The sequence below is a fragment of the Streptomyces sp. NBC_01707 genome (assembly GCF_041438805.1).
Taxonomy (GTDB): domain Bacteria; phylum Actinomycetota; class Actinomycetes; order Streptomycetales; family Streptomycetaceae; genus Streptomyces.
The window spans coordinates 1,066,864-1,089,001 of sequence record NZ_CP109190.1; the positions used below are offsets into that span (position 1 = coordinate 1,066,864).

Consider the following 22,138-nt stretch of genomic DNA (forward strand, 5'->3'; position numbering starts at 1 on the left):
CTTCTAGAGGTCGTTGAGGTAGTAGGCGGTGACCTCCATGCCGGTTTCGATGACGGTGAAGTCCGGCGTGGCCCAGGCGTCGGCGGTGGGCGCGGTGAGGGCCTGCTGGTCGGGGGTGACGTTCGAGTCGAGCATGACGGGTGTCCTTTCGGCGGAGCGGAAATGGATGCGCGCGGAATCGGTCGAGGAGGCTCTGGAGGGGCGTATCGCCGGCTGCGACACAGATGGGGAGGATCTCGGACCATGCTGCGGCGAACTATCAACCAACCACTGGGCGGTCTTGGTGGTCCGTCAGGTGGATCGACTCATACGTTAGGCAGGGTTCATGGCCGGGAGCAAGAGGGGGGAAGGCCCTGATTTCGCCTGCTGCTGCGTGCTTGCGGGCATGCCGGCGGCATGGCACAGCCGTGCCGCCGGCATGCCCGGACTGTGCCCGGTGCTACTTGCAGAAGGGCTTCATGCCTGCGGCGGACTGGATGCCGCCCGTGATCAGCTTCTGGAACTCGGCCGCACCGGCGAAGGATCCGTCGGTGGTGAACTCCTTCGCGTCGTGGCCCAGCGTGGTGACCCAGGAGCGGCCGCCGTCGTAGTACTGGCACCACGCCACTGGGTGGTTGTCACCGTGGCCGGGGTGGTTGTAGTTGCCGGCGACTCCCTTGGCCAGGGTGCTCTCGTCCACCTTGGCCAGGACCCGGACCTTGGTGGGAGCGGGGACCAGGTTGTACCACTCGTCGGTGAAGTTCCACCGTGCCGGCAGCTCCTTGGTGGAGACGTCCTTGCGGTCCATCGTCTGTACGGTGCCCGGTTGTGCGGCGCCGTGGTCGTAGAAGTTGGCGTTGCCCAGCAGGCCTTCGTACCAGGGCCAGTTGTACTCGGTTCCGAAGGCGTTGTGGATGCCGACGAATCCGCCGCCGCCGCGGACGTACTGCCGCAGGGAGGTCTGGGCGGCGTCGTCCAGTGCGTCCCTGCTGGTGGAGAAGAACACCACCGCGTTGTACTTGAACAGCGTGTTCGGGGAGGCGAGTTGGGTGACGTCCTCTGTGTAGTCGACCTGGAAGCCGCCCTGCTCGCCCAGCTTGAGCATGGCCTTCTGGACCACGTTCGCGTCGGTGATCGGAGGGTTCAGCCCGGTCGCCAGCGCGGGGCCGAGGTTGGCGTGCCGGGGTCCCGCCGTGTGGGTGTAGAGCAGGATCCGGTAGCCCTTGGCCGGGTCGAAGTTGCCCCAGTCGTGGTAGCAGTCGGGATCCAAGCCACGGCAGACCCCGTAATCCGGGTCGCCCAGCTCCGTGGCCCCGGTGCCGACCCGTCCGTGGGCGAAGCTGAGGGTGCCGGTGGCGATGAGCGCCACGACCATGGCGATCGTCGCTCCCAGTGTGGCGAGCACGGCCGAGCGGGTGCTCAGCGCTCTCGCTCGGAGCGTTCTTCCTGGCATGGGTGTGCTTCCTTCTGTTGTCGGTGGCGCGCCAAAGTGGCACCTGGCGAAATGAGAGAGCCTGCGGGCCGGTGGTGAGACGCCCGCGTGCGATTTAGGCCGCCGCGCGGGGTGTGCGGGGCATGCCGGACGGGCCCGGCCGGAAGGGCTGGATGTGCCGATCATCCGCGCACTGCGTCAGCGGCCGGCAGGCGTGGGAAGCGGGGCGGCATCCGGTGTGGTGGCGGACGCGGCCGGTTATGTTGTGCGGGTGTAACGGACTCGCCCGGCGGGTGGTGCGCGGCCCGGGAAGTGAGAGGTCAGGAGACGACGATCTTGCCCGTGCTCTGCGGGGAGACCGGGTCGTTGTAGAAGAATTCGCCCGCAGTGTCGAAGGTGTGCGTGTACGACTCGCCCGGCATCAGCAGGCCCGTGTCGAACTCGGCCTCGAAGAAGGCGGCCGCGCCGTGGGCGGTCTTGTTGGTCGCGGGGTTGGTGAACGTGACCGTGGTGCCGCGGGGGACGGTGAGATGCTGCGGTGACATGGCGTTCTGCGAGACCAGGTTCTCGGCGGTGCCTGGGGCGCCCTTGGCGTTGTCCCAGACGCGGCCCAACGTGATGGTGTTGCCCGCTGCGCTGCCGCTGACCGCCGCTGCCCGGATCTGGTTGCGCTTGGAGGGGGGCACGGGCGCGGGGGCCGGGCCGACCTTGCCGCCGACCTTGAAGGCCCACAGGTGGTCGCCGCGCGGGATGTCCGGGTAGGGCAGTCCGTTACCGCCGGCCAGCACGGCCACGTACTGCTCGCCGTCGATCTCGTACGTCATCGGGCTCGTGTTGACGCCCGCGCCGCACTGCCAGGTCCACAGCTCCTTGCCGTTCGCGTCGTCGAGGGCGGTCAGGACGCCGTCGGGACGCCCTTGGAAGAGCACGCCGCCCGCGGTGCTGAGTACGCCGTTTCCGTGGGCGAGCGACCAGTCGCCCTCCTGCCGCCAGGAGACCGTGTTGGTGCGAGGGTCCACTGCGGCAACTCCGCCAGCGAAGTACTCGCCGAGGGGGCGTGCGGTGTTGACGCGGCCGTCGTGGGTGTTGGAGTAGGCGGAGTTGATCAGCCCGTATCCCACGTAAACCAGCCCGGTGCGGTGGCTGAAGGACGGGGAGGACCAGTCCGCGCCTCCGCCCGCGCCCGGATACAGGATGGTCGGCCGGTCCCAGTGCACCTCGAAGAGCCCGCCAGTGGCGTAGAACGGCACCGGGCGAGTTGCCTTGTCGATCCGCGGCTCGGTCTCGACGAAAGGCTCACCGCCCGGGAACGGCTGGGTGGGTGAGGTCTTCTGCGCCGCGTGCTGCGGTACAGGGCGCTCCTCCATGCCGTGCACCGGATCGCCGGTGGCGCGGTCCAGTATGTAGTACATCCCGGTCTTGCTTCCGTACACGACGACCTTGCGCTTGCGCCCCTCGATCTGGATGTCCGCGAGCACGGGCGACATCACACCGTCGTAGTCCCAGATGTCGTGGTGCACGGACTGGAAGTGCCAGCGCCGCTCCCCTGTCTTGGCGTCGATGGCCACCAGGCAGTTGGCGAAGAGGTTGTCACCACCCCGGGTGGAGCCATCGGTGCGGGGGTAAGGGTTGCCGAACGTCCAATAGACCAGGCCCAGTTCGGGATCGACCGCCGGGTGGATCCAGCACACTGCGCCACCGGTCTTCCACGTGTCGCCCTCCCAGGTGTCGTGGCCGAACTCGCCGGGGCCGGGTGTACCCCAGAACGTCCAGACGACCTCACCGGTCGCAGCGTTCAGGGCGTAGCCGCGGCCGCGGGCACCCGCGGTGCTTCCCTGGGTGCCCACGTAGATCAGGCCGTCCCAGTAGACGACAGCGCCGGCCAGGCTGCCCTTGCTGCCGCCGCACTGGCCGCTGGCGGGGTCGCATCCTGGGTCGCCCTGGTCCTCGATGAGCATTTCCCTGGTCCACACGACCGCGCCGGTGCGCTGGTCCAGGGCGTAGATGATGTTTGCACCGGAGATGGTGAAGGCGAGCCCCTGACCAAGGGCCACCCCGCGCATGTTGGTCGTCTCGCTGCCGACGTTCGTCTTCCATTTGACGGCCCCGGTACGCCCGTTGACGGCGAAGATGTTCTGCTGGGTGGTGGCGATGTAGAGAACGCCGTCCTGGGCGACGACAGCGCATTGCTGGGCGCGGCCGGTGTCACCGCCCTCCAGGTTGATGTGCCAGGCACCACCGAGCTGCTTCACATTGCGCGGGGTGATCTTCTTGAGGGCCGAGTAGTTCTGGTTGGCCAGGTTGCCGCCCGCCTTGGGGAAGTTGCTGTCCGTCGGCTTGAACGCCTGCTTCGGTACGGGCAGGGCCAGCGTTCCGCCGCCCGGTTCGGCCGCCTGGGCAGGCGAGTTGAGGAGGGCGACAGCCGTTGTGGTGCCGGCCGCCGCACTGGCGAGAAAACTGCGTCTGTCCATGAACCCTCTTTCATGACGTGCCCTTGCCGAGTCCGGGTCCACCTGGTGGTCCGGTTGGAGGTGAGGGGGAGAGAGAGCGGGGAAGCGGATCATGGTCCGCTGTGCGGTTTGCTTAACCCGCATGATGGTCCCCGGGAAGTGGTTCCATACGTTAAGGACACTGCAGTTGCGTGACAAGGGTTATGACGCGGATTCCTCGGCGGAGGCCGGATCCACAGGCTTGAGACGGGCCGGGAGGACGGAGCGGGGGATGGGGCCTTTGTTCCTGCGGCCCTGTCCGGTCTCCTCCCACGCATGGGCCAGGATGCCCACCGACCGGCTCAGCACGAACAGTCCTCTGGCCAGCGGTGCGGGGAAGCCCAGTTCGGCGTAGATGACGGCGGTGGCGCCGTCGATGTTCATCGGGACGGGGCGGGCGCCGGCGCGGCGCCGCCTGAGAGCCCGTTCGACCGCGAGAGCCGCCTGGAGATGGTCGCCCGCAACGACCCCGGAGGCGACGGCCTCCTCGGTCAGCCGCAGGAGAGGATCGCGGCGCGGGTCGAGCGGATGAAAGCGGTGGCCGAACCCGGGGAGGTAGCGGGAGCGGGCCTGCCATAGCGCCATGACCTCACGGGCGGAAGCGTCCCAGTCCGCGCCGGTCAGGTGGAGCGCGCGGATCTCCTCCAGCATCTGCACACACTGCTGGCCCGCGCCGCCGTGGACGTCGCCGAGCATGTTGACGCCGGTGGCGACCGCGTTGTTGAGGCCCACGCCGCAGGTCGCGGCCATACGGGCGGCGGCTATCGAGGGTGCCTGCGGCCCGTGATCCACTCCTGCCACGAGCGCCGCTTCGAGCAGAGCGGACTGTCTGGGAGAGGGAAGGTCGCCGCGCAGCAGTAGCCAGATCATGTCCACCAGGCCGACCGAGCCGATCAGGTCCTGTACCGGCCGGTCCCGCAGCTCGATGGATCCGGGTTCGATGTGGCTGACGGCGGTGGCCCACCACTGTGCGGCCTCGTCGTGAGTGGATGCGGATGTACTCATGAGCCTGTCGCCTCCTTCGCGGCGGTAGAGGACCAGCGCGAGGCCAGTTGCTCGCGCTCGTAGTTGTGCTCGCCCAGCAGCGGCGGCGGTGTACGGGGTAGGAACGGTTCCCCGTCGAAGAGCACCCCGCTGCCGAGCACGGGCAAGGCCGTGCCCGACCCATCAGGCCTTCGCAGTTCGGTGACGAAGCCCCGGTGCCGCAACTGCGGCTGGGACAAGGCCTGCGGGACGGTGAGCACCCGCGCCGCAGGTACCCCGGCAGGTGTCAGTACCTCCTCCCACTCAGCTGCGGAGCGCAGTGAAAGCGCCTCGTTCAGAGCGGAGTTGAGCGCGTCGCGATGGGTCTTGCGTCCCTCACGTTCCGCGAACCGGGGATCCGTGACGAGCTCCGGGGCGCCGACCAGACGGCACAGTGTCTCGAACTGGCGCTGCTGGTTGGCTGCGATGTTGAGCGGCCCGTCCTTGGTACGGAACGTCCCCGAAGGTGCGGCGGTGGCGTTCTGGTCCCCCATCGGCTCCGGCGGGACACCGCTGACCAGATAGTTCGAGACGGCCCAACCCATGGCCGACAAGGACGTCTCCAGCATGGAGACGTCCAGTCTGCTGCCCTGTCCGGTACGTTCCCGGCGCAGCAGGGCGGCGCTGACCGCGAGGGCGGCGGACAGTCCGCCGGTCGTGTCGCACACGGGGAAGCCGACCCGTAGCGGGGCGGTGTCGACGGTGCCGGTGACGCTCATCATCCCGGAGAGCCCCTGGATGATCTGGTCATAGGCCGGCGCGTCGCTCATCGGCCCGGTCTGACCGAAGCCCGAGATGGAACAGCAGACCAGGCGCGGATTGATCTGATCGAGCCGCTCCTGGTCGTATCCCATCCGGGATAGGACGCCGGCGCGGAAGTTCTCCAGGAGAACGTCGGCGCCGCTCAGCATCTCCTCGAAGACCGCGCGGTCGGCCGGGTCCTTGAGATCGAGCTCCACGGACTTCTTGCCCGCGTTCTGCGCGAGGAACGAAGCGCCGATACCGGCGCGGTTGAGATCGGCGTCGGGGCCGAGGTTGCGGGCCAGGTCGCCCTGTCCCGGGCGCTCGATCTTGATGACCTCCGCCCCGAGGAGCATGAGGTGGTAACTGCAGTAGGGACCGGCCAGGACGTTCGTCAGGTCCAGCACTTTTATGTCGTCGAGCGGTCGCGCATCCATGGGTGGTGTCTCCTCACGCGGCGCCGGTGGCCGGCGCCGCTGTCCGGCACGGTCGTCAGCTCCGAGGCCCCAGAGGATGATCGAATCCCTGGGACATGATCTGTCCAGCCACCTGTTGGAGATCCTGGACGAAATCCTCGACCGAGTTCTGGGTGATGCGTGCGGTGGGCCCGCTCAGCGAGAGTGCGGCGACCACCACACCCGACGAGGTGGTGAGCGGCACGGCCACGGCAGTGAGGCCGACGTCGCGCTCGCCTTGGCTGAGTGCGTATCCCTGCTGTGCAGCCTGGTCGATCCACTCCCGAAGCTGTTCGACGTGAGGTGTGCCGTGCGGCGAGGCCGCCGCGATCCGCTGCAGCAGGGCGTCGCTCGCACCGGCCAGCAGCACCTTGGACGAGGCGCCCGCCCACAGCGGGAGCTCGTCACCCACCCGCACCACATGGCGCAGCGGCTGGGGGCTCTCCTGCTGTGCGACGCAGACGCGGTGGATGTCGCGCCGGATCATCACGTTCGCCGTCTCGCCGCGCCGGTCTGCCAGCGCTCTCAGTGCCTTTGTCGTCTCCGGCGGCAACTCCCAGCTGCCCTGGGCGAGATGAGCCCAGCGCCACAGTCCCGGGCCCGCGGTGTAGCCCGCGTCGGTGGACCACAGCAGCCCGTAGCTCTCCAGTGTCTGCACCAGCCGGACCACGGTGGTCTTCGCTAGCCCGGTTGCCTCCACGATCGTTCTGAGGGAGACGACGGGCTGGTCCTCGGTCAGCAGCGACAGGATGTCCAAGGCCCGGCGCACGCTGCGTACGCCGCTCTGTCCTTGCTCGGAATCCATGTTTTCTCCTTCGTGTGGTCTGTGCCGACAGTGTGGCTAGGAGCAGGGCGGGCCGGGGTGCTCGTGGGGGCACTCGCGCCGAATCGGCGGGAAACCTGAGGATTCAACTTCTTTCGCCCGGGCTATTGCCAAGCCCAACCAGCGCCCGTACGTTACACGCCAGTCCACAAGGCGGTCTACGAAAACCGCTAGATGGCTTACATGGAGACGTGATGCTGGAAGTCCTCCTCAAGTCTGTTGGCGACGCAGAAGTCGTCGACGCACTTCCCTTCCTTGCCGGAGCGTGGTCGGGCGAAGGCCCTTGGGCCGAGCGGCGCGGCCCCTACTTGCGACGGGCCGTCAGCCGGGCCCCCACCGCACTGCCGGCCGAGATCGACCAGGCCGTGGCCGATGCCCGCCGCTACGCGCCCCAGGTCGCCTCGCTCGCTCCGGCGGCGCGGGCCGCGATCCTGCAGCGTGCCTCCGCCGCCGCACTGGCCCACCGCGATCAACTGGCCAGGCTGCTCGCCCTGGAGCTGGGAAAGCCCCTCAAGGACAGCCGCATAGAAATCGAACGGGTCGCCTCCACCTTCGAGGTCTGTGCGGCCGAGGCTCGCCGCATCGACGGGGAGACCCTGCCGATCGCGGGCTGGAACACCGGTGTCGGCAACAGCGCCTTCACCTACCGCGCTCCCGCCGGGGTCGCCCTCGCCATCACCCCGTTCAACGCACCGGCCAATCTCCTGGCGCACAAGCTCGGCGCCTCCTTCGCCGCGGGCAACACCACCCTGGTGAAGGCGCCCCCGCAGGCCCCAGCCATTTCGGCGGCCGTGGTGGCCCTACTGCTGGACAGCGGAATGCCCTATCAGGCAGTCCAGTTGCTGCACGGAGGGGGGGAAGTCGGTGCCGCACTGTGCGCAGCCACCGAGATCGACGTCATCAGCTTTACCGGCAGCGCCTCCACCGGGGCTGCCGTCGCCCGCGCCGCCGGCGCCAAGCGGCTCGCCCTCGAACTCGGCGGCAACGCGGCCACCATCATCTGCGAGGACGCCGACATCGAAGCCGCGGCCAAGGCGGCGGCTCGCACCGGATACAGCAACTCCGGGCAGAGCTGCATCTCCGTCCAGCGCGTCTATGTGCACCGCAGCCGTTACACGGACTTCCTGGACGCCTTCGCCGCGGCGGTCGACAAGCTGGTCATCGGTGACCCCATGGACCTGGCCACCGACATCGGCTCCATGGTCGATGACGACGCGGCGGAGCGTGTGGTCCGCTGGTCGGCCGAGGCCGCCGAGCTGGGAGCCACCGTACTCCGGGGCGGCACCCGCAAGGGGGCCACGGCGGCCCCGACCATCATCGCCGGCCCACCCGCCCACGCCTCGGTAGTCGCTCATGAAGTCTTCGGCGCACTCGTCGCCGTGATGCCGTACGACGACTTCGACACGGTCCTCGGCGAGTGCAACGCCAGCCGCTACGGGCTGCAGGCCGGTCTCTTCACCCACGACATCAACCGCATCTTCACCGCCTGGCGCCGCCTCGAAGTGGGCGGACTCATCGTCAACGGAACGTCGAACTTCCGCCTCGACCACATTCCGTTCGGCGGCGTGAAGGACTCCGGATTCGGACGCGAATCGCCGCGCTGGCTCATCGACGACTACACGGTCGTCAAGACCCTCATGCTCCGAGGCCTGTCCATCTGGGGCGAACGCCATGACCTCACGAAAGAGAACCAGTGACCACCGTTACCGCCGCTGAAGCCCTCGTCACGCAACTGGAGTCGTACGGCGTCGAGTACGTCTTCGGCACCTGCGGGCACACCAACATCGCGCTCCTCGACGCGCTTGGGCCCAGCTCCATCCACTTCGTCATCGCCCGGCACGAGCAGGCCGCGGCCCACGCCGCCGACGGCTACGCCCGCGCCTCGGGCAAGCCCGGCGTCCTGCTCACCCACGTCGGCCCCGGCATGATGAACGCGGTCACCGGTGTCGCCACGGCCGCCATGGACTCCGTCCCGCTCGTGGTCATCTCCGGCGACATCCCCTCCTATTACTACGGCCGTCATCCGCACCAGGAGGTCAACCTCCACGCGGACGCCGACCAGACCGCGATCTACCGGCCCTTCTGCAAGCGCGCCTGGCCCGTCCAGCGCACCTTCGACCTCCATCGCACCGTGGAACGCGCCTTCTGGACCGCGACCTCGGGCCGGCCCGGCGCCGTACTCGTCAACGTCCCCATGGACCTCTTCTCACGGCAGGTCGAGCCGTACACCCCCGGATCGCACGCAATACCCGACAGTGCCCTCCCCGGCCTCGCCGAGGAAACCGCCGGGCGCATAGCCCAGGCGCTCTTGGACGCCGAGCGCCCCCTCATCTACTTCGGCGGTGGCCTGCGCGCCCCCGCGGCCAAGCAGGCGCTCCTCGCCCTGGCCGAGCACCTCGACATCCCGCTCGCCCACTCCCTGATGGGCAAGGGAGCCATCCCCGACCGCCACCCGCTACTTCTCGGCATGCCCGGCTTCTGGGGCCTGGACTCCACCCACGCCCACACCAAGGACGCCGACGTGGTGCTGGCCCTCGCCACCCGCTTCGCGGAGACCGACGCCAGCTCCTGGGACCCTGCCTACACGTGGAACTTCCCGCCGAGCAAGCTCATCCAGATCGACATCGACCCGGCCGAAATCGGCCGCAACTACCCGGTGGAGATCGGGGCGGTCGCCGACGTCGGTCACTCCGTGCGCGCCATCGAGGCAGCCGTCCGGGCGCTCCGACCTGAGCCCCTGACCCGTCCGGGACTGCGCGAGACCATCGCGGTCAGCAGGGCCGAACTCTTCGATCTGGCGACCGAGAACGGAGCGAGCGACAACTTCCCGCTGCACCCCCAGCGCATACTCGCCGATCTGCGTGCCAGCCTCCCCGCCGACGCGATCCTGGTCACCGACGTCGGCTGGAACAAGAACGGCGTTGCGCAGTCCTACGACCTGCCGCCCGAGGGCAAGTTCATCACCCCCGGCGGCGCGTCCACCATGGGATTCGGCCCCGCCGCCGCAGTGGGCGTCCAGATGGCTCAGCCGCAACGCACGGTTGTCGCTCTCATCGGCGACGGCGGGATGAGCGCACAGCTCCCGGCCGTGCCGATGGCGGTGGAACAGGGCCTGCCGGTCATCTTCGCCGTCATGAACAACCGGGCCCATGGCACCATCTCCGACCTCCAGCGCTCGAACTACGGCCGGGGGTACGGATGTGACTTCACCGGCCCGGACGGCAAGCCCTACAGCCCCGATTTCGCCGCGTACGGAAGATCCTGCGGGGCCGACGGCTACGAGGTGACCTCTGCGGAGGACCTGGCGAAGGTGCTCGCCACCGCGGTGGAGCGACGTCGGCCCGCCGTCATCGACATCCCCATGGTCAACGAGCCGGTTCCCACGCCCGGCCACTGGAACATCAACGACATCTACAACGGCAACTTCCCCGACGAAGGATGATTCCCATGCGCGCAAGAACCCGCGGCACCCTCTCCGTTCCGGCCGCCGCCCTCGGCGTCCTCCTCGCGGCCTCCGCGTGCAGCGCCCCCGGTGACTCCTCCTCGGACGACGCCGGCAGCAGCGGACCAATCAAGATCGCTGTGGTGGACGCACAGAGCGGTCAGCTCGCCTCCCTGGGTGACTGGGAGGCCAAGGGTGCCAAGCTCGCGGTCAAGGAGTGGAACAAGAAGGGCGGTATCAACGGCCGCAAGATCAAGCTGACAGTCTTCGACGACCAGGGCGACCCGACCACCGGCACCAACATCGCGCGCAAGCTGGACAGCGGGAACTACGTGGCGATGATCGGTACCGCGGAGAGCGCAGTCACCGTGGCCATGGCCCCCATCCTCAAGCAGGCAGAAATCCCCAACATCACCTCCGGCCAGGCCACCGCCCTCGTCGACGTCAAGAGCCCCTTCCTCTTCCTCAACGGGCCTACCAGCACCACCTACGACTCCACGCTGGCCGATTACCTGGTCGCCACCAAGAAGTTCAAGAAGATCGCGATGATCTCCAACAACGGCTCCTACGGCAAGGGCGAGCACGACGCCTTCACCGCCGCGCTCAAGAAGGCGGGCATCACACCCGTCACCGACCAGGTCGTCACCACGGACCAGAAGGACTTCAGCGCCTCCCTCTCGCGCATACGGCAGTCCAAGCCCGACGCGATCTTCCTCGGTTCCGAGGAAGTCGAAGCCGGCCTGATCGTGAAGCAGGCCCGCGACCTCGGCATCACCGCACCGTTCGCCGGCGCCGCCCCGCAGGGCACACCGGTCTTCATCGAGACGGCGGGCGCAAAGAACGCCGAGAACACCATCGTCAGTTCGCCCTACCTCAGTAATGAGATCAGTGACGCCAGCCGCGCCTTCGCCACCGCGTACAAGGCCGAGTACGGCAAGGACGCCGAACTGCACGGAGCCAAGGCGTACGACGGCACCAACATCATGCTCACCGCGCTGAAGAACAGTGGCATGGCCACCGGCAAGAAGCTCGCCGACGAGATCCGGGCCACCAAGTACCAGGGTCTGCTCGGAGACTTCGCCTACGACGAGACCGGGGTCGGCATCTTCAAGACCACTATCGGCATCATCAAGGACGGAAAGCTCTCCGCCGCTCAGTAAGGGCCGCCCCGCTCAGTCAGCCCGTCGAGCCGAAAGCCAGCCTCCGCACCGGCTTCAGGGAGCCACCATGCAAGTCACTCTGCAAACCCTCGTCGGAGGTCTCAGCCTGGGCGCGATCTACGCCCTGATCGCTGTCGGCTTCTCCGTCGTCTACCGCACCATGGGCCTCGTCAACTTCGCCCATGCCGATGTCGCGATGATCGGCGCCTACGCCTGTTCCACGTTCTACCTCACCTCACACGTACCATTTGCCGCGGCCATCGTCATCTCCATCGTCGTCACGGGCATCATCGGTCTGATCATCGAGCGGGTCCTGCGCCCGCTGGAGAACAAGGACTTCGACCTGATGCTGATCGGCACCATCGGCTTCGGCACCGTCCTCCAGGCCGCCGCTACGCTGATCTGGGGCACCACCGGTCGAGCCATGCCCTCGCCGATCACCTCCGGTCCCCTGGAGATCATGGGGATCCGGATTCGCACGTACGACCTGATGGTCATCGCCATCACCGCTGTATCCGTGGTCCTGCTCACGCTGTTCCTCCAGCGCACCAAGCCGGGGGCCGCCATGCAGGCGGTGGCCATGGACCACGAGGCCGCAACCGCTGTTGGCATCCACGTGGGCCGCAGCAACGCCCTCGCCTTCGCGATCGGCGCCGGCATCGCGGCTCTCGCCGGCAGCCTCGCAGGACCCATGCTCTACGTCGACGCCACCCTGGGGGGCGCCCTGGGAGTCAAAGGTTTCGCCGCAGCCATGCTCGGCGGATTCGGGAGCATTCCTGGAGCGGTGGTGGGAGGCCTGGCCATCGGGGTCCTGGACTCCTATGCAGGCGACCACTTCCAGGGCTACAGCGTCCTGGTCACCTTTCTGGTCTTCACCGCGGCCATCATGATCCGCCCGACCGGCATCTTCGGCGAGAGGACGGTGAGCCGGGCATGAGCATGCTCAAGTCAAAGCCGGCGCTCATCCTGCTGGCGTGCGTAGTGGCCTATGCGCTGCCGTACGGCCTGAACAGCTATTCCATTCACGTGGTGGACATCGCAATCATCTTTGCGCTGCTCGCCGTCGGCATGGGGCTCGTCATGGGCGTCGCGGGTCAGATCAACCTCGCCCAAGTAGCCTTCTTCGGCGTCGGGGCTTATACCACCGCCATCCTCACCACCCACTCCGGATACGGCTTCTGGACCGCCGCGATCCTCGGTATCGTGACGACGATGCTGGTGGGCCTGCTGGTGGGCCTGCCGGCCCTGCGCATGCAGTCCCACTACCTCGGCATCGTGACGCTCGGCCTCGCGCTGGGATTCGTCAACTGGATCACCAACGCAAAGATCACCGGAGGAGCGGACGGCATATCGGGCATCCCGGTACCGCCGCTCTTCGGGATCGATCTCGCCGACGAGTACATGTACTACTACCTGGAGATCGTGGTCTTCGCGATCGCCCTCGCTTTCGGTGCCTTCGTCGTGCGGACCCGGCTCGGTCGCCGGCTGCGCGCGATGCGGGACGACGCTCTGGCAGCCGGTGCCATGGGCGCAGAGATCCCCCTGCTGCGGATGACCGCGTTCCTCCTTGCCAGTACCTACGGCGGAGTGGCAGGCATCCTCTACGCCGGACTCATCCGATACGTGGCACCCGAGACCTTCAGCCTCAGCAACATGTTCCTGCTGCTGGCCATGGTCATCATCGGCGGCCGGCGCAGCCTCGTCGGATGCGTCGTCGGCGCGGTCGGCCTCGTGCTCATCCGCGAGGCCCTCGTCGACTTCGCCGTCTACGCCCAGCTCGGATACGGCATCGTCGTCGTCCTGATGGTGGTATTCGCTCCTACCGGCATCGCCGGGATCCCCGAACGCATCCGGGAAGCGATCAGCCGCCGCAGGAAGAGCGAAGACGTGCGCGCCGCCGAGCTTGGGCCCTACCTGCCCGAGGCCATCCCTGCGGACCAGGCTTCGCGCAGGGGAGCCGACAGCGGGCCGGCATTGGAGATCAGCCACGTCACCAAGCGGTTCGGTGCGCTGACCGCGCTCAACGACGTCACCCTCACAGTGGAACAGGGAGAGATCCGCGGCATCGTCGGCCCCAACGGGTCCGGCAAGACGACCCTGTTCAACGTGATCAGCGGGTTGTACCGGCCCTCCGAAGGCCAAGTCGCCGGCGTCGGCCGCGATATCGGCCGGGCACGCCCGTATCAGCTGTCCCTGGCCGGAATGGCACGCACCTTCCAAAACCTGCGCCTCTTCTCCCAGATGACGGTCCGCGAGAACATCCTCGTCGTCCTCGACCGGTCCCGCACCACAACGGTTTGGCAGTACGCGGTGTGGCCCGTCGGCGTCCTCGCCAACGAACACCGGTTGCAGGCCAAGGCGGACCGCATCCTGAATGAGTACGGACTGACCGCTTTCGCGGACGCACATCCGCAGTCGCTCCCGTACGGAATCCAGCGCCGCATCGAGATCGCGCGGGCCATGGCGGGAGGGCCCAGTCTGCTTCTCCTGGACGAGCCGGCGGCGGGTCTGAATGGTGAGGAGGTCGGTCAGCTCTCGGCAATCGTTCGCTCCATCCGCGACCAGGGCGTCACCGTTGTCCTCATCGAGCACAACATGGGACTGGTCATGTCCCTGTGTCAGCGGATCACCGTCCTTGCGGCCGGCACCGTCATCGCCGAGGGCACACCCGCCGAAGTGGCGGCTACACCCGAGGTCATAGAGGCGTACCTCGGCGACTCGACGCCGGACGACATACCTGTTCATGTTGCACCGGAGGTTTCGCGATGACCAACACCGCCGCCGGGCCCTCCGCAGCCGACACCGGCACTGACAGCCTCGCCGTAACCGACCTGACCGTCCACTACGGGGGCGTCTGCGCGGTCAGATCGGTGGCGCTGAGCGTCGCCCCTGGTGAGTCCATGGGAATCATCGGCTCAAACGGTGCCGGCAAAACCTCCACGCTCAAGGCGCTCATGGGGCTCATCCCGCGCAGCAGCGGCCGGATCACCCTCGGTGACACCGACCTCAGCAAGGTGCGAGCTCGGGACATGGTCCGGCACGGTGTGGGCTACGTCCCGGAGGGCCGGCACGTATTTCCCGGACTTTCCGTCGAAAAGAACCTGATGCTCGGCGCCTACCACCGGTCATGGAAGGGAGAAACGCGCGACACCCTCGCGCACGTGTATGACCTGTTCCCTATTCTGCGGGACTTCCGCAGCCGGGCGGCCGGTGATCTGTCGGGCGGCCAGCAACAGATGCTGGCCATCGGCCGGGCGCTCATGTCCAGGCCAAGGCTGCTGCTGCTGGACGAACCCTCGATGGGGCTCTCACCGAAGCTGATCGAGAACGTCCTGGACATCCTGGTCCGCCTGCGGGGCGAAGGGCTCGGTCTCCTGCTGGTCGAACAGAACGCCAAGCTGACCTTCGGGGTCACCAGTCACTGCCTCGTGATGGAGAACGGCTCGGTGGCGATGTCCGGCACATCAGAGGAGCTCGCGCACGACGAGCGGGTACGGCAGATCTACCTCGGGCTATGAGCGGGTTGAGGCCGAGCCGCCGCGGCTGTTTACACATTCACGTCCCGCCTGTACCTCGACCAGCCGCTAGGCGAGCGGCTGGTCGAGGAAACCAGGTTGCGAGTTCACTGCCGTGTGGACGGACTCCCCCTCCATCGCACCGTGCCACCACGCAGGTATGTCGTTCCCCCGGCGCCTCGATAGGAACTACACCATGACCGACCACTGGGACCATCAGGTCGACCTCCTTGTCCTGGGCTCCGGGGCGGGTGGCCTCGGTGCCGCTGTTGTCGGCGCCCAGGAGGGCCTCGATGTCCTCGTGCTGGAAAAGACCGAATGGCTCGGCGGCACCACCGCGTACTCGGCCGGCACAGCCTGGATTCCCGGCCACCGCCACCAGGAGGATGCTGCGGCGGATACCGCTGCGGCGCAGGACTATCTGGACGCCCTTGTCGGTGACCGCGCTCCGAAGAAACTACGAGAGGCCTACCTCGTACACGGACCCGAAATGATCGACTACCTGGAACGGACAGGGGTCGGGTTCTGGCACTCCGCAACGGCTGTCGACTACCACCCTGAGATACCGGGATACGGCACCGGGCGAGCTCTCGAACCGCACACTTTCGACGGGCGCCGGCTCGGCAGAAACCGCTTTTGCCGGGTCCGTCGTCCTGTACCGGAATTCGCCCTCTTCGGCGGCACCCTCATGGTCCGCCGCTCCGAGGTGAGCGACCTGCTTACCGTCTTCCGCGGATCGGCGCGCGGCATAGCCGCAGCGCTGCGCCTCGGCGGGCGTTGGGCAGCCGATATGCTCCGGTACCCGCGTGGAACCCGGCTCGCCATGGGTAACGCTCTCACTGCGAACCTCTATCACCAACTTCTACGGCGCGGTGGCGACGTATGGTTCACCGCGCAAGCCACCGAACTGATCGCTGACGCCAACGGACGTGTGGCGGGCGCGGTGGTCTCGAAGCGGGGCCGTTCCGTTCGGATCGTCGCCCGGGCCGGTGTCGTCCTTGCCGCCGGCGGGTTCTCCGCCAGCCCTGAACTGCGTGCACGCCACCTGCCCGCGCCCACACCCCAGTTCACCCGCGCGGCAGAAGGGGCCACCGGCGACTCGATCACTCTCGCTCATATGGTGGGCGGTGCGCTTGGAGAGTCCAGCGGCGACAAGGCCCTGTGGTTCCCGAGTTCCATCGGCCGTCGCCGGGACGGTTCTACCGCGGTCTTCCCCCACATCTGGGACCGCGCCAAGCCAGGGATCATCGCGGTCAACGCCGCAGGACGCCGGTTCGTGGACGAGTCGGTGTCCTACCATCGCTTTGTTCGTGCCATGTATGAAGCGCACGCATCTGTACCGACGATTCCGGCGTGGCTCGTGACCGATTCGCGAGCGCTTGCCGCGTACGGACTTGGCATGATCCACCCGCATACTCCGCGCCCCTTTCTCAAGCGGCACATCCGCTCCGGCTACATGCGCACCGGTCGGTCAATCCGTGAGCTCGCAGCTGCTATTGAGGTCGATCCCGACGCTCTCGCACGCACCGTCGCCGACAGTAACCGTTATGCCCGTTCCGGCGTCGACGAGGAGTTCGGAAAAGGCCGGCACCCATACGGGCATCAGTACGGCGATCCGTCCCACACACCGAATGTGAACCTCGGTCCGATCGAGCGAGCACCCTACTACGCCATCGCCGTGGTTCCGACCCCACTGGCAACCTCACTCGGACTCAGAACCAGCCCCGAGGCCCAGGTGCTCGATGAACACGGCAAGCCGATCCTGGGCCTGTATGCCTGCGGCAATGATGCGAACTCCCCGATGGCCTCGGAGTACCCGGGAGCGGGGTGCCAGATCGGCGCCGCCCTTACTTTCGGCTACCTGGCCGCCCTCCACGCGGCCCGCGCACCACGCCTCAATTTGACCATGTGAACCACCCCTTTGCGTTAGGGAAAGTCCATGCCGCTTCCGCCCCGCGTGCTGGTCCTCAACGGACCGAACCTCAACCTTCTCGGCCTGCGCGAGCCCCCGCTGTACGGCTCGGACACCCTCGCCGACGTCGAAGCCCTCTGCCGGGAGAGCGCCGCGCGCCACGGCCTGGAGGTGGACTTCCTGCAGAGCAACCACGAGGGCGCGCTCATCGACGCGGTGCACGCCGCACGTGCAGGAGCGGCCGGAATCGTGGTCAACGCCGGTGCGTACACGCACACTTCGTTGGCGCTGCGCGACGCCCTCGCAACCGTGGACGGCCCCGTCGTCGAGGTGCACCTGACCCACATCCACCAGCGCGAGGAGTACCGGCACCGGTCGTACGTCGCCGAGGTCGCGGACGCCATGATCGCGGGCGCCGGGATCCATGGATACGCACTCGCGCTGACCCACCTCGCCCACCTTCTGGAGAAGAGCGCCGCATGACCTCGTATCTCATTGGACTCATCGGGTCCGGCATCGGCCCCTCCCTCAGCCCCGCCCTCCACGAGCGGGAGGCCGACCACCACGGCCTGCGGCTCGTCTACCGCACCCTCGATCTCGACCGACTGGGCCTGGGCGCGGGCGACGTGGGCGAACTCGTGCGCACAGCCCGTCGCCTTGGCTACAACGGGCTCAACATCACACATCCGGGCAAGCAGACTGTGATCCCCCACCTCGACGGCCTGTCCGAGGACGCCCGGGCGCTGGGCGCGGTGAACACTGTGGTGTTCGGCGCAGACGGCAGGTCGTGCGGCCACAACACGGACTGGAGCGGCTTCACTCGTTCGTTCACCCAGGGGCTGGAGGGCGCGTCCACCCGGAGGGTCGTGCAGCTCGGGGCGGGCGGCGCGGGAGCGGCGGTGGCGCACGCCATGCTCGCTCTCGGAGCAGACCGGCTCACCCTGGTCGACTCGGACCCCGGCCGAGCTTCGGCGCTCGCCGCCGACCTCACCGCCCGGTTCGGCGCGGACCGGGCGTGCGCCGCGCCCCGTGAGGAACTCGCCCCACTCCTCGCAAGGGCAGACGGTCTGGTGCACGCCACCCCGATGGGCATGGCCCACCACCCGGGGCTGCCGTTCTCCGCAGAACTGCTGCATCCAGGGCTCTGGATCGCCGATGTGGTCTACCGGCCGCTCGACACGGAACTACTACACCAGGGGCGGGCCGTCGGCTGCCGCACGCTGGACGGCGGCGGCATGGCCGTCCACCAAGCGGCGCACGCGTTCCGGCTGTTCACCGGATGCGAGCCCGACCCCGACCGGATGCTCGCCCACATGGCCACCCTCGTCGCCGCCTAGACTGGAGCCTCTCATGCGCACGTCTATCGCCACTGTCTCCGTCAGCGGATCCCTGACCGAGAAGCTGGAGGCTGTCGCCCGTGCCGGGTTCGACGGTGTGGAGATCTTCGAGAACGATCTGCTGGGGTGCCCGCTCTCCCCCGATCAGGTCCGAGCGCGAGCGGGGCAGCTCGGGCTCTCCATCGACCTCTACCAGCCGTTCCGAGACTTCGACTCGACCTCGCCCGACCGCCTGCGGGCCAACCTGCGCCGCGCCGAGCACAAGTTCCGGCTGATGGAACGCCTCGGCGCCGACACTCTGCTCGTCTGCTCAAATGTGTCCACCGACGCCGTCAATGACGACGACCTCGCCGCGGAGCAGCTGCGCCTGCTCGCCGAGCGGGCGGCGGACCACGGCATCAGCATCGCGTACGAGGCACTGGCCTGGGGCCGGCACGTGGGCACGTATCTGCACGCGTGGCGGATCGTCCGGGCGGCCGACCACCCGAACCTCGGAATCTGCCTGGACAGTTTCCACATCCTGTCGCGCGGCACAGACCCCGGCGGCATCGAGGCGATTCCGGGCGAGAAGATCTTCTTCCTCCAACTGGCCGACGCGCCGCTCCTCGCCATGGACGTGCTCCAGTGGAGCCGTCACTACCGCTGCTTTCCCGGCCAGGGCGGCTTCGACCTGACGGGGCTGCTCGCGCACGTCCTGCGCACCGGCTACGCGGGGCCGCTCTCCCTGGAGATCTTCAACGACAACTTCCGGCAGGCCGACACCGGACGGACCGCCGTCGATGCAATGCGGTCGCTGATAGCGCTGGAGGAGTCCGTCGCCGATATCCTCACCACCGGTTCCTCTCTGCCCCGGCCAGGGCAACCCGGCGGCTTCGCCTTCGCCGAGATCGCCACCCCGGACCCCGGGCGCCTCGGCGGGCTGCTCGGCGCTCTGGGCTTCGCCCGTGCCGGTCAGCACGCCACCAAGCCGGTCGAGCTGTGGGAGCAGTCCGGTGCCAGGATCCTCCTCAACCGGACGGTCCCGGAGGCCGCCGACGACGGCGCCACCTCTTTGGTGGCGCTCGGACTGGACTCGCCGGATCCGGCGATCTCCGCCGCGCGCGCCAAGGCACTGCTGTCGCCGGTACTTCCCCGGCACCGCGCGCCCGACGAGGCGCCGCTCGACGCCGTGGCGGCGCCGGACGGCACCGAGCTGTTCTTCTGCGACTCCGCGAAGCCGCTGTGGCGCGAGGACTTCTCCCCAGTCGTCCCGCCCAAGGACGGGACGGGCTCCGTACGCTCGATCGACCACGTCGTGCTCGCACATCCGTGGGACCAGTTCGACGAGGCCGCGCTCTTCTACCGGTCAGTACTCGGCCTGCGGCCGCACGAAAGTGTCGAAGTCGCCGACCCATACGGGCTGCTGCGCAGCCGGGCCATGACGAATGCGGCCGGCACGCTCAGGCTGGTGCTCAACATGGCGAAGGTCGGCCCGCGCGGCCTGCCGGGCCAGCACATAGCCCTCGCCGACGACGACATTCGCGCGACCGCCCGCCGTCTCCGGGGCCTGCCGGACAAGGTGACGCTGCCGATCTCCGACAACTACTACCACGATCTGCGGGCCCGCTTCGACCTCGGAGAAGAGCGCCACCGGGAACTGCGCGAGCTGGGGCTGTTGTACGACCGGGATGAGAAGGGCGAGTTCCTGCACCTGTACACCGTCACGGTCGGCCGGGTCTTCTTCGAACTGGTGCAACGCGTCGACGGCTACCGGGGTTTCGGCATGGCCAACGCCCCGGCCAGGCTGGCCGCCCAGCACGCGCCTGCCCCTGCCCCGGTGGATCCCCAATTGCTGACAGGAGCCGGGGCTGACGCGGGTCACCGAACCGAGATGAGCGGCTGAGCCCGGCCAGGCGATGGGGCCTGACCACCTCTAAGCCGCCTGCGCCGAAGCGTTCGACGACCATCCCGGCGCGTCGGTCATCCAAGCTTCCCGGGCCTGGGTTCCCTATCCAAAGCCCGAGTTCTGGCCGAGATCGGCGACGACCGGAGCGCGGCATCCAGCACCGCATCGCGAGGAAAGGAGTCGAGTCCTCACAGCGACCGGGTCGCCACCGCTGGACCGTCGAACGCACCATGGCCTGGCTCGCCGGTTCCCGCTGCCTCCACCGGCGCTACGAGCGCAAAGCCGAGCACTTCCTCGCCTTCACGCGCATCGCCTGCACCCTCATCTGCTGCCGCAGACTCACCCGGTTTTTGCGTGAGGGACCCGAACGGGGAATTGCGGAGGGCCTTGGAAGCGATGGAGCCGCCCCGGTTCCACACGATGGGGCCCGACGGCTTGCTGGTCGAACGGGACACCCTGAAGTCGCCTTGTTCTCGTACGCGACCGGGCCGGTCGACCGGGAGCAGGGGGAGGGGGCCGCTCCCGCGACCGGCCGGTTGCGCACAGGACTATCGTGCGATCTTCACCATCTTGCGGTTGAGGAACTCTCCGATCCCGAATTCGGCCAGCTCGCGACCGAACCCGGAGTTCTTGACACCCCCGAAGGGCAGGCTCGGCGAGTCGGCGAAGCAGGAATTGATGTACACCATGCCGGCCTCGATGCGGGTGGCCACTTGCTGGGCGTGGTCGATGTCGGCGTCGAAGACGTAACTGCCCAGGCCGAACCTGGTGGCGTTGGCCAGCCGGATCGCCTCGTCCTCGTTGTCCACCACGTAGAAGGACAGCACCGGACCGAAAGCCTCCTCGTGGTAGAGCGGATTGTCCTCGGTGATGTCCGTGATGATCGTCGGCTCGACGTAGAAGCCGGGGCGATCGACACGGTTGCCCCCGTGGACGATACGGCCTCCGGCATCCTTGGCTTCCTGGATCTGCCGGAGCAGTCCTTCCAGGGCCCGTTCGCTGGACAGAGGCCCGACCTGGGTGTCCTCGTCCTTGGGGTCACCCACCTTGATCTCGGAGAAGCGTTCCTTGAGGGCGGCCAGCATCTGCGCACCGCGTTCCCTGCCGACCACGATCACACGCTTGATGTTGACGCAGCCCTGGCCCGAGTTGTAGGTGCGGCCCATGACGACCTGCTCGACCGCATGGTCCAGGGGCGCACCGTCCAGGATCAGGGCCGGGTCGCTGCCGCCCAGCTCCAGAACCGCCTTCTTGAGGTTGCGACCGGCGCGTTCACCGACGGCAGTTCCTGCTCGCTCGCTGCCGGTGAGGGTGACGCCGCGCACCCGGAAGTCGTCGACCAGCTTGCCGATCTGCTCGATGCTGCAGAACAGGTTCGTGTAGGCCCCTTGCGGTGCGCCCGCCTCCTGGAAGAGCCGGGCAAAGGCCAGGGCGGACTGCGGGACACTTTCCGCGTGCTTCATCAGGACCACGTTGCCCGCGACCAGCTGGGACGCGGCGACGCGGGCCAGCTGGTAGTAGGGGAAGCTCCACGGCTCGATCGCGAGGATGACGCCGATGGGTTCGGTGATCAGCTTCGCGTCGGGCTCGCCGGGCAGCTCCTTCTCGGCGAGGAACTTCTCCCCGTGCCCGGCGTAGTAGTCGAGGATGTCGGCGACGAGATCGACCTCGAAGTAGCCGAAGCGGGTGACCTTGCCCATCTCGAGAGTCAGGTATTCCACGTACTCGTCCCGCTTCTCGCGCAGGATCTCAGCAGCCCGGGCGACGATGCGGGCTCGCTCCGCGACCGGCCTGAACTTCCAGTCCTCGCGGTAGAGCCTGGCCGCGGTGTCCAGCGCCGCGAATACCTCGTCGTCCGACTGGAGCGGGAATTCCTTCACGAATTCTCCGGTGGCCGGGTTGATCGTCCGAAAGCTCATGCTGTGCTCCTTGTGATGTTCTGATT

17 protein-coding genes and 1 pseudogene are annotated in these 22,138 nt (G+C 67.8%); 11 read left to right on the forward strand and 7 right to left on the reverse strand.

What is annotated here, in order from left to right; all coding sequences use genetic code 11:
• Positions 1 to 3: 3 nt before the first annotated feature.
• From pqqA to OG963_RS04950, 6 genes are all read right to left on the reverse strand, one after another.
• Positions 4 to 135 (reverse strand): pyrroloquinoline quinone precursor peptide PqqA, encoded by a 132-nt coding sequence (pqqA, locus tag OG963_RS04925; protein ID WP_319740815.1) that lies wholly within the window; start codon positions 133 to 135, stop codon positions 4 to 6.
• A gap of 304 nt (positions 136 to 439) precedes the next feature.
• Positions 440 to 1,432 (reverse strand): ThuA domain-containing protein, encoded by a 993-nt coding sequence (locus OG963_RS04930; protein WP_319740816.1) that lies wholly within the window; start codon positions 1,430 to 1,432, stop codon positions 440 to 442.
• Positions 1,433 to 1,731: 299 nt separating this feature from the next.
• Positions 1,732 to 3,882 carry a PQQ-binding-like beta-propeller repeat protein gene (locus tag OG963_RS04935; protein ID WP_371798536.1) on the reverse strand — a complete coding sequence of 717 codons (2,151 nt, stop codon included), beginning with the start codon at positions 3,880 to 3,882 and terminating at the stop codon, positions 1,732 to 1,734.
• 180 nt (positions 3,883 to 4,062) lie between these two features.
• Positions 4,063 to 4,905, reverse strand: coding sequence for a citryl-CoA lyase (locus OG963_RS04940; RefSeq protein WP_371798537.1), 843 nt, complete (start codon positions 4,903 to 4,905; stop codon positions 4,063 to 4,065).
• The gene (locus tag OG963_RS04945; RefSeq protein ID WP_371798538.1) at positions 4,902 to 6,101 is read right to left on the reverse strand and encodes a CaiB/BaiF CoA transferase family protein; all 1,200 of its coding nucleotides are present in this window, start codon (positions 6,099 to 6,101) and stop codon (positions 4,902 to 4,904) included. Before OG963_RS04945 ends, OG963_RS04940 begins: the two co-directional genes overlap by 4 nt.
• A 55-nt stretch (positions 6,102 to 6,156) precedes the next feature.
• Entirely contained in the window at positions 6,157 to 6,924 is a 768-nt protein-coding gene (locus OG963_RS04950) for an IclR family transcriptional regulator (RefSeq protein WP_319740820.1), read from the reverse strand.
• A 212-nt stretch (positions 6,925 to 7,136) separates the two neighbouring features.
• On the opposite strand from OG963_RS04950, the gene OG963_RS04955 reads away from it, so the two are divergent.
• The 11 genes and pseudogenes from OG963_RS04955 to OG963_RS05005 all read left to right on the forward strand — a co-directional run.
• The gene (locus OG963_RS04955; RefSeq protein ID WP_319740821.1) at positions 7,137 to 8,639 is read left to right on the forward strand and encodes an aldehyde dehydrogenase family protein; all 1,503 of its coding nucleotides are present in this window, start codon (positions 7,137 to 7,139) and stop codon (positions 8,637 to 8,639) included.
• Positions 8,636 to 10,384, forward strand: a complete 1,749-nt coding sequence (locus tag OG963_RS04960) for a thiamine pyrophosphate-binding protein (protein WP_371798539.1) — start codon at positions 8,636 to 8,638, stop codon at positions 10,382 to 10,384. The genes OG963_RS04955 and OG963_RS04960 overlap by 4 nt, the downstream gene beginning before the upstream one ends.
• A 5-nt stretch (positions 10,385 to 10,389) precedes the next feature.
• Positions 10,390 to 11,544, forward strand: coding sequence for an ABC transporter substrate-binding protein (locus tag OG963_RS04965; RefSeq protein ID WP_319740823.1), 1,155 nt, complete (start codon positions 10,390 to 10,392; stop codon positions 11,542 to 11,544).
• Positions 11,545 to 11,611: 67 nt separating this feature from the next.
• Positions 11,612 to 12,481, forward strand: a complete 870-nt coding sequence (locus OG963_RS04970) for a branched-chain amino acid ABC transporter permease (protein ID WP_319740824.1) — start codon at positions 11,612 to 11,614, stop codon at positions 12,479 to 12,481.
• The gene (locus OG963_RS04975; RefSeq protein ID WP_371798540.1) at positions 12,478 to 14,313 is read left to right on the forward strand and encodes an ATP-binding cassette domain-containing protein; all 1,836 of its coding nucleotides are present in this window, start codon (positions 12,478 to 12,480) and stop codon (positions 14,311 to 14,313) included. The genes OG963_RS04970 and OG963_RS04975 overlap by 4 nt, the downstream gene beginning before the upstream one ends.
• Positions 14,310 to 15,062, forward strand: coding sequence for an ABC transporter ATP-binding protein (locus OG963_RS04980; RefSeq protein WP_327420388.1), 753 nt, complete (start codon positions 14,310 to 14,312; stop codon positions 15,060 to 15,062). The genes OG963_RS04975 and OG963_RS04980 overlap by 4 nt, the downstream gene beginning before the upstream one ends.
• Positions 15,063 to 15,255: 193 nt before the next feature.
• Positions 15,256 to 16,971: an FAD-dependent oxidoreductase gene (locus OG963_RS04985; protein ID WP_371798541.1), complete on the forward strand. Its 1,716-nt coding sequence runs from the start codon at positions 15,256 to 15,258 to the stop codon at positions 16,969 to 16,971.
• A 27-nt stretch (positions 16,972 to 16,998) separates the two neighbouring features.
• Positions 16,999 to 17,454 (forward strand): type II 3-dehydroquinate dehydratase, encoded by a 456-nt coding sequence (gene aroQ, locus OG963_RS04990; RefSeq protein WP_327420390.1) that lies wholly within the window; start codon positions 16,999 to 17,001, stop codon positions 17,452 to 17,454.
• Positions 17,451 to 18,308, forward strand: a complete 858-nt coding sequence (locus tag OG963_RS04995) for a shikimate dehydrogenase (RefSeq protein ID WP_327420391.1) — start codon at positions 17,451 to 17,453, stop codon at positions 18,306 to 18,308. The genes aroQ and OG963_RS04995 overlap by 4 nt, the downstream gene beginning before the upstream one ends.
• Positions 18,309 to 18,321: 13 nt before the next feature.
• Complete coding sequence (locus OG963_RS05000; RefSeq protein ID WP_371798542.1) at positions 18,322 to 20,190, forward strand: bifunctional sugar phosphate isomerase/epimerase/4-hydroxyphenylpyruvate dioxygenase family protein; 1,869 nt, start codon at positions 18,322 to 18,324, stop codon at positions 20,188 to 20,190.
• Between the two features lie 125 nt (positions 20,191 to 20,315).
• Positions 20,316 to 20,543, forward strand: a pseudogene (locus OG963_RS05005) (IS5/IS1182 family transposase); the annotation flags it as partial.
• Between the two features lie 198 nt (positions 20,544 to 20,741).
• Here the strand turns inward: OG963_RS05005 and OG963_RS05010 are convergent.
• Positions 20,742 to 22,112, reverse strand: a complete 1,371-nt coding sequence (locus OG963_RS05010; protein ID WP_371798543.1) for an NAD-dependent succinate-semialdehyde dehydrogenase — start codon at positions 22,110 to 22,112, stop codon at positions 20,742 to 20,744.
• Between the last annotated feature and the right edge of the window lie 26 nt (positions 22,113 to 22,138).

Excerpts from the sequence above, each read along its gene's own strand:
- OG963_RS05010 (WP_371798543.1), bottom strand. The coding sequence starts at position 22,112 with ATGAGCTTTCGGACGATCAACCCGGCCACCGGAGAATTCGTGAAGGAA.
- OG963_RS04940 (WP_371798537.1), bottom strand. The coding sequence starts at position 4,905 with ATGAGTACATCCGCATCCACTCACGACGAGGCCGCACAGTGGTGGGCC.
- OG963_RS04945 (WP_371798538.1), bottom strand. The coding sequence starts at position 6,101 with ATGGATGCGCGACCGCTCGACGACATAAAAGTGCTGGACCTGACGAAC.
- OG963_RS04970 (WP_319740824.1), top strand. The coding sequence starts at position 11,612 with ATGCAAGTCACTCTGCAAACCCTCGTCGGAGGTCTCAGCCTGGGCGCG.
- OG963_RS04955 (WP_319740821.1), top strand. The coding sequence starts at position 7,137 with ATGCTGGAAGTCCTCCTCAAGTCTGTTGGCGACGCAGAAGTCGTCGAC.
- OG963_RS04965 (WP_319740823.1), top strand. The coding sequence starts at position 10,390 with ATGCGCGCAAGAACCCGCGGCACCCTCTCCGTTCCGGCCGCCGCCCTC.
- pqqA (WP_319740815.1), bottom strand. The coding sequence starts at position 135 with ATGCTCGACTCGAACGTCACCCCCGACCAGCAGGCCCTCACCGCGCCC.
- OG963_RS04950 (WP_319740820.1), bottom strand. The coding sequence starts at position 6,924 with ATGGATTCCGAGCAAGGACAGAGCGGCGTACGCAGCGTGCGCCGGGCC.
- OG963_RS04995 (WP_327420391.1), top strand. The coding sequence starts at position 17,451 with ATGACCTCGTATCTCATTGGACTCATCGGGTCCGGCATCGGCCCCTCC.
- OG963_RS05000 (WP_371798542.1), top strand. The coding sequence starts at position 18,322 with ATGCGCACGTCTATCGCCACTGTCTCCGTCAGCGGATCCCTGACCGAG.
- OG963_RS04935 (WP_371798536.1), bottom strand. The coding sequence starts at position 3,882 with ATGGACAGACGCAGTTTTCTCGCCAGTGCGGCGGCCGGCACCACAACG.
- OG963_RS04985 (WP_371798541.1), top strand. The coding sequence starts at position 15,256 with ATGACCGACCACTGGGACCATCAGGTCGACCTCCTTGTCCTGGGCTCC.
- OG963_RS04980 (WP_327420388.1), top strand. The coding sequence starts at position 14,310 with ATGACCAACACCGCCGCCGGGCCCTCCGCAGCCGACACCGGCACTGAC.
- OG963_RS04930 (WP_319740816.1), bottom strand. The coding sequence starts at position 1,432 with ATGCCAGGAAGAACGCTCCGAGCGAGAGCGCTGAGCACCCGCTCGGCC.
- OG963_RS04975 (WP_371798540.1), top strand. The coding sequence starts at position 12,478 with ATGAGCATGCTCAAGTCAAAGCCGGCGCTCATCCTGCTGGCGTGCGTA.
- aroQ (WP_327420390.1), top strand. The coding sequence starts at position 16,999 with ATGCCGCTTCCGCCCCGCGTGCTGGTCCTCAACGGACCGAACCTCAAC.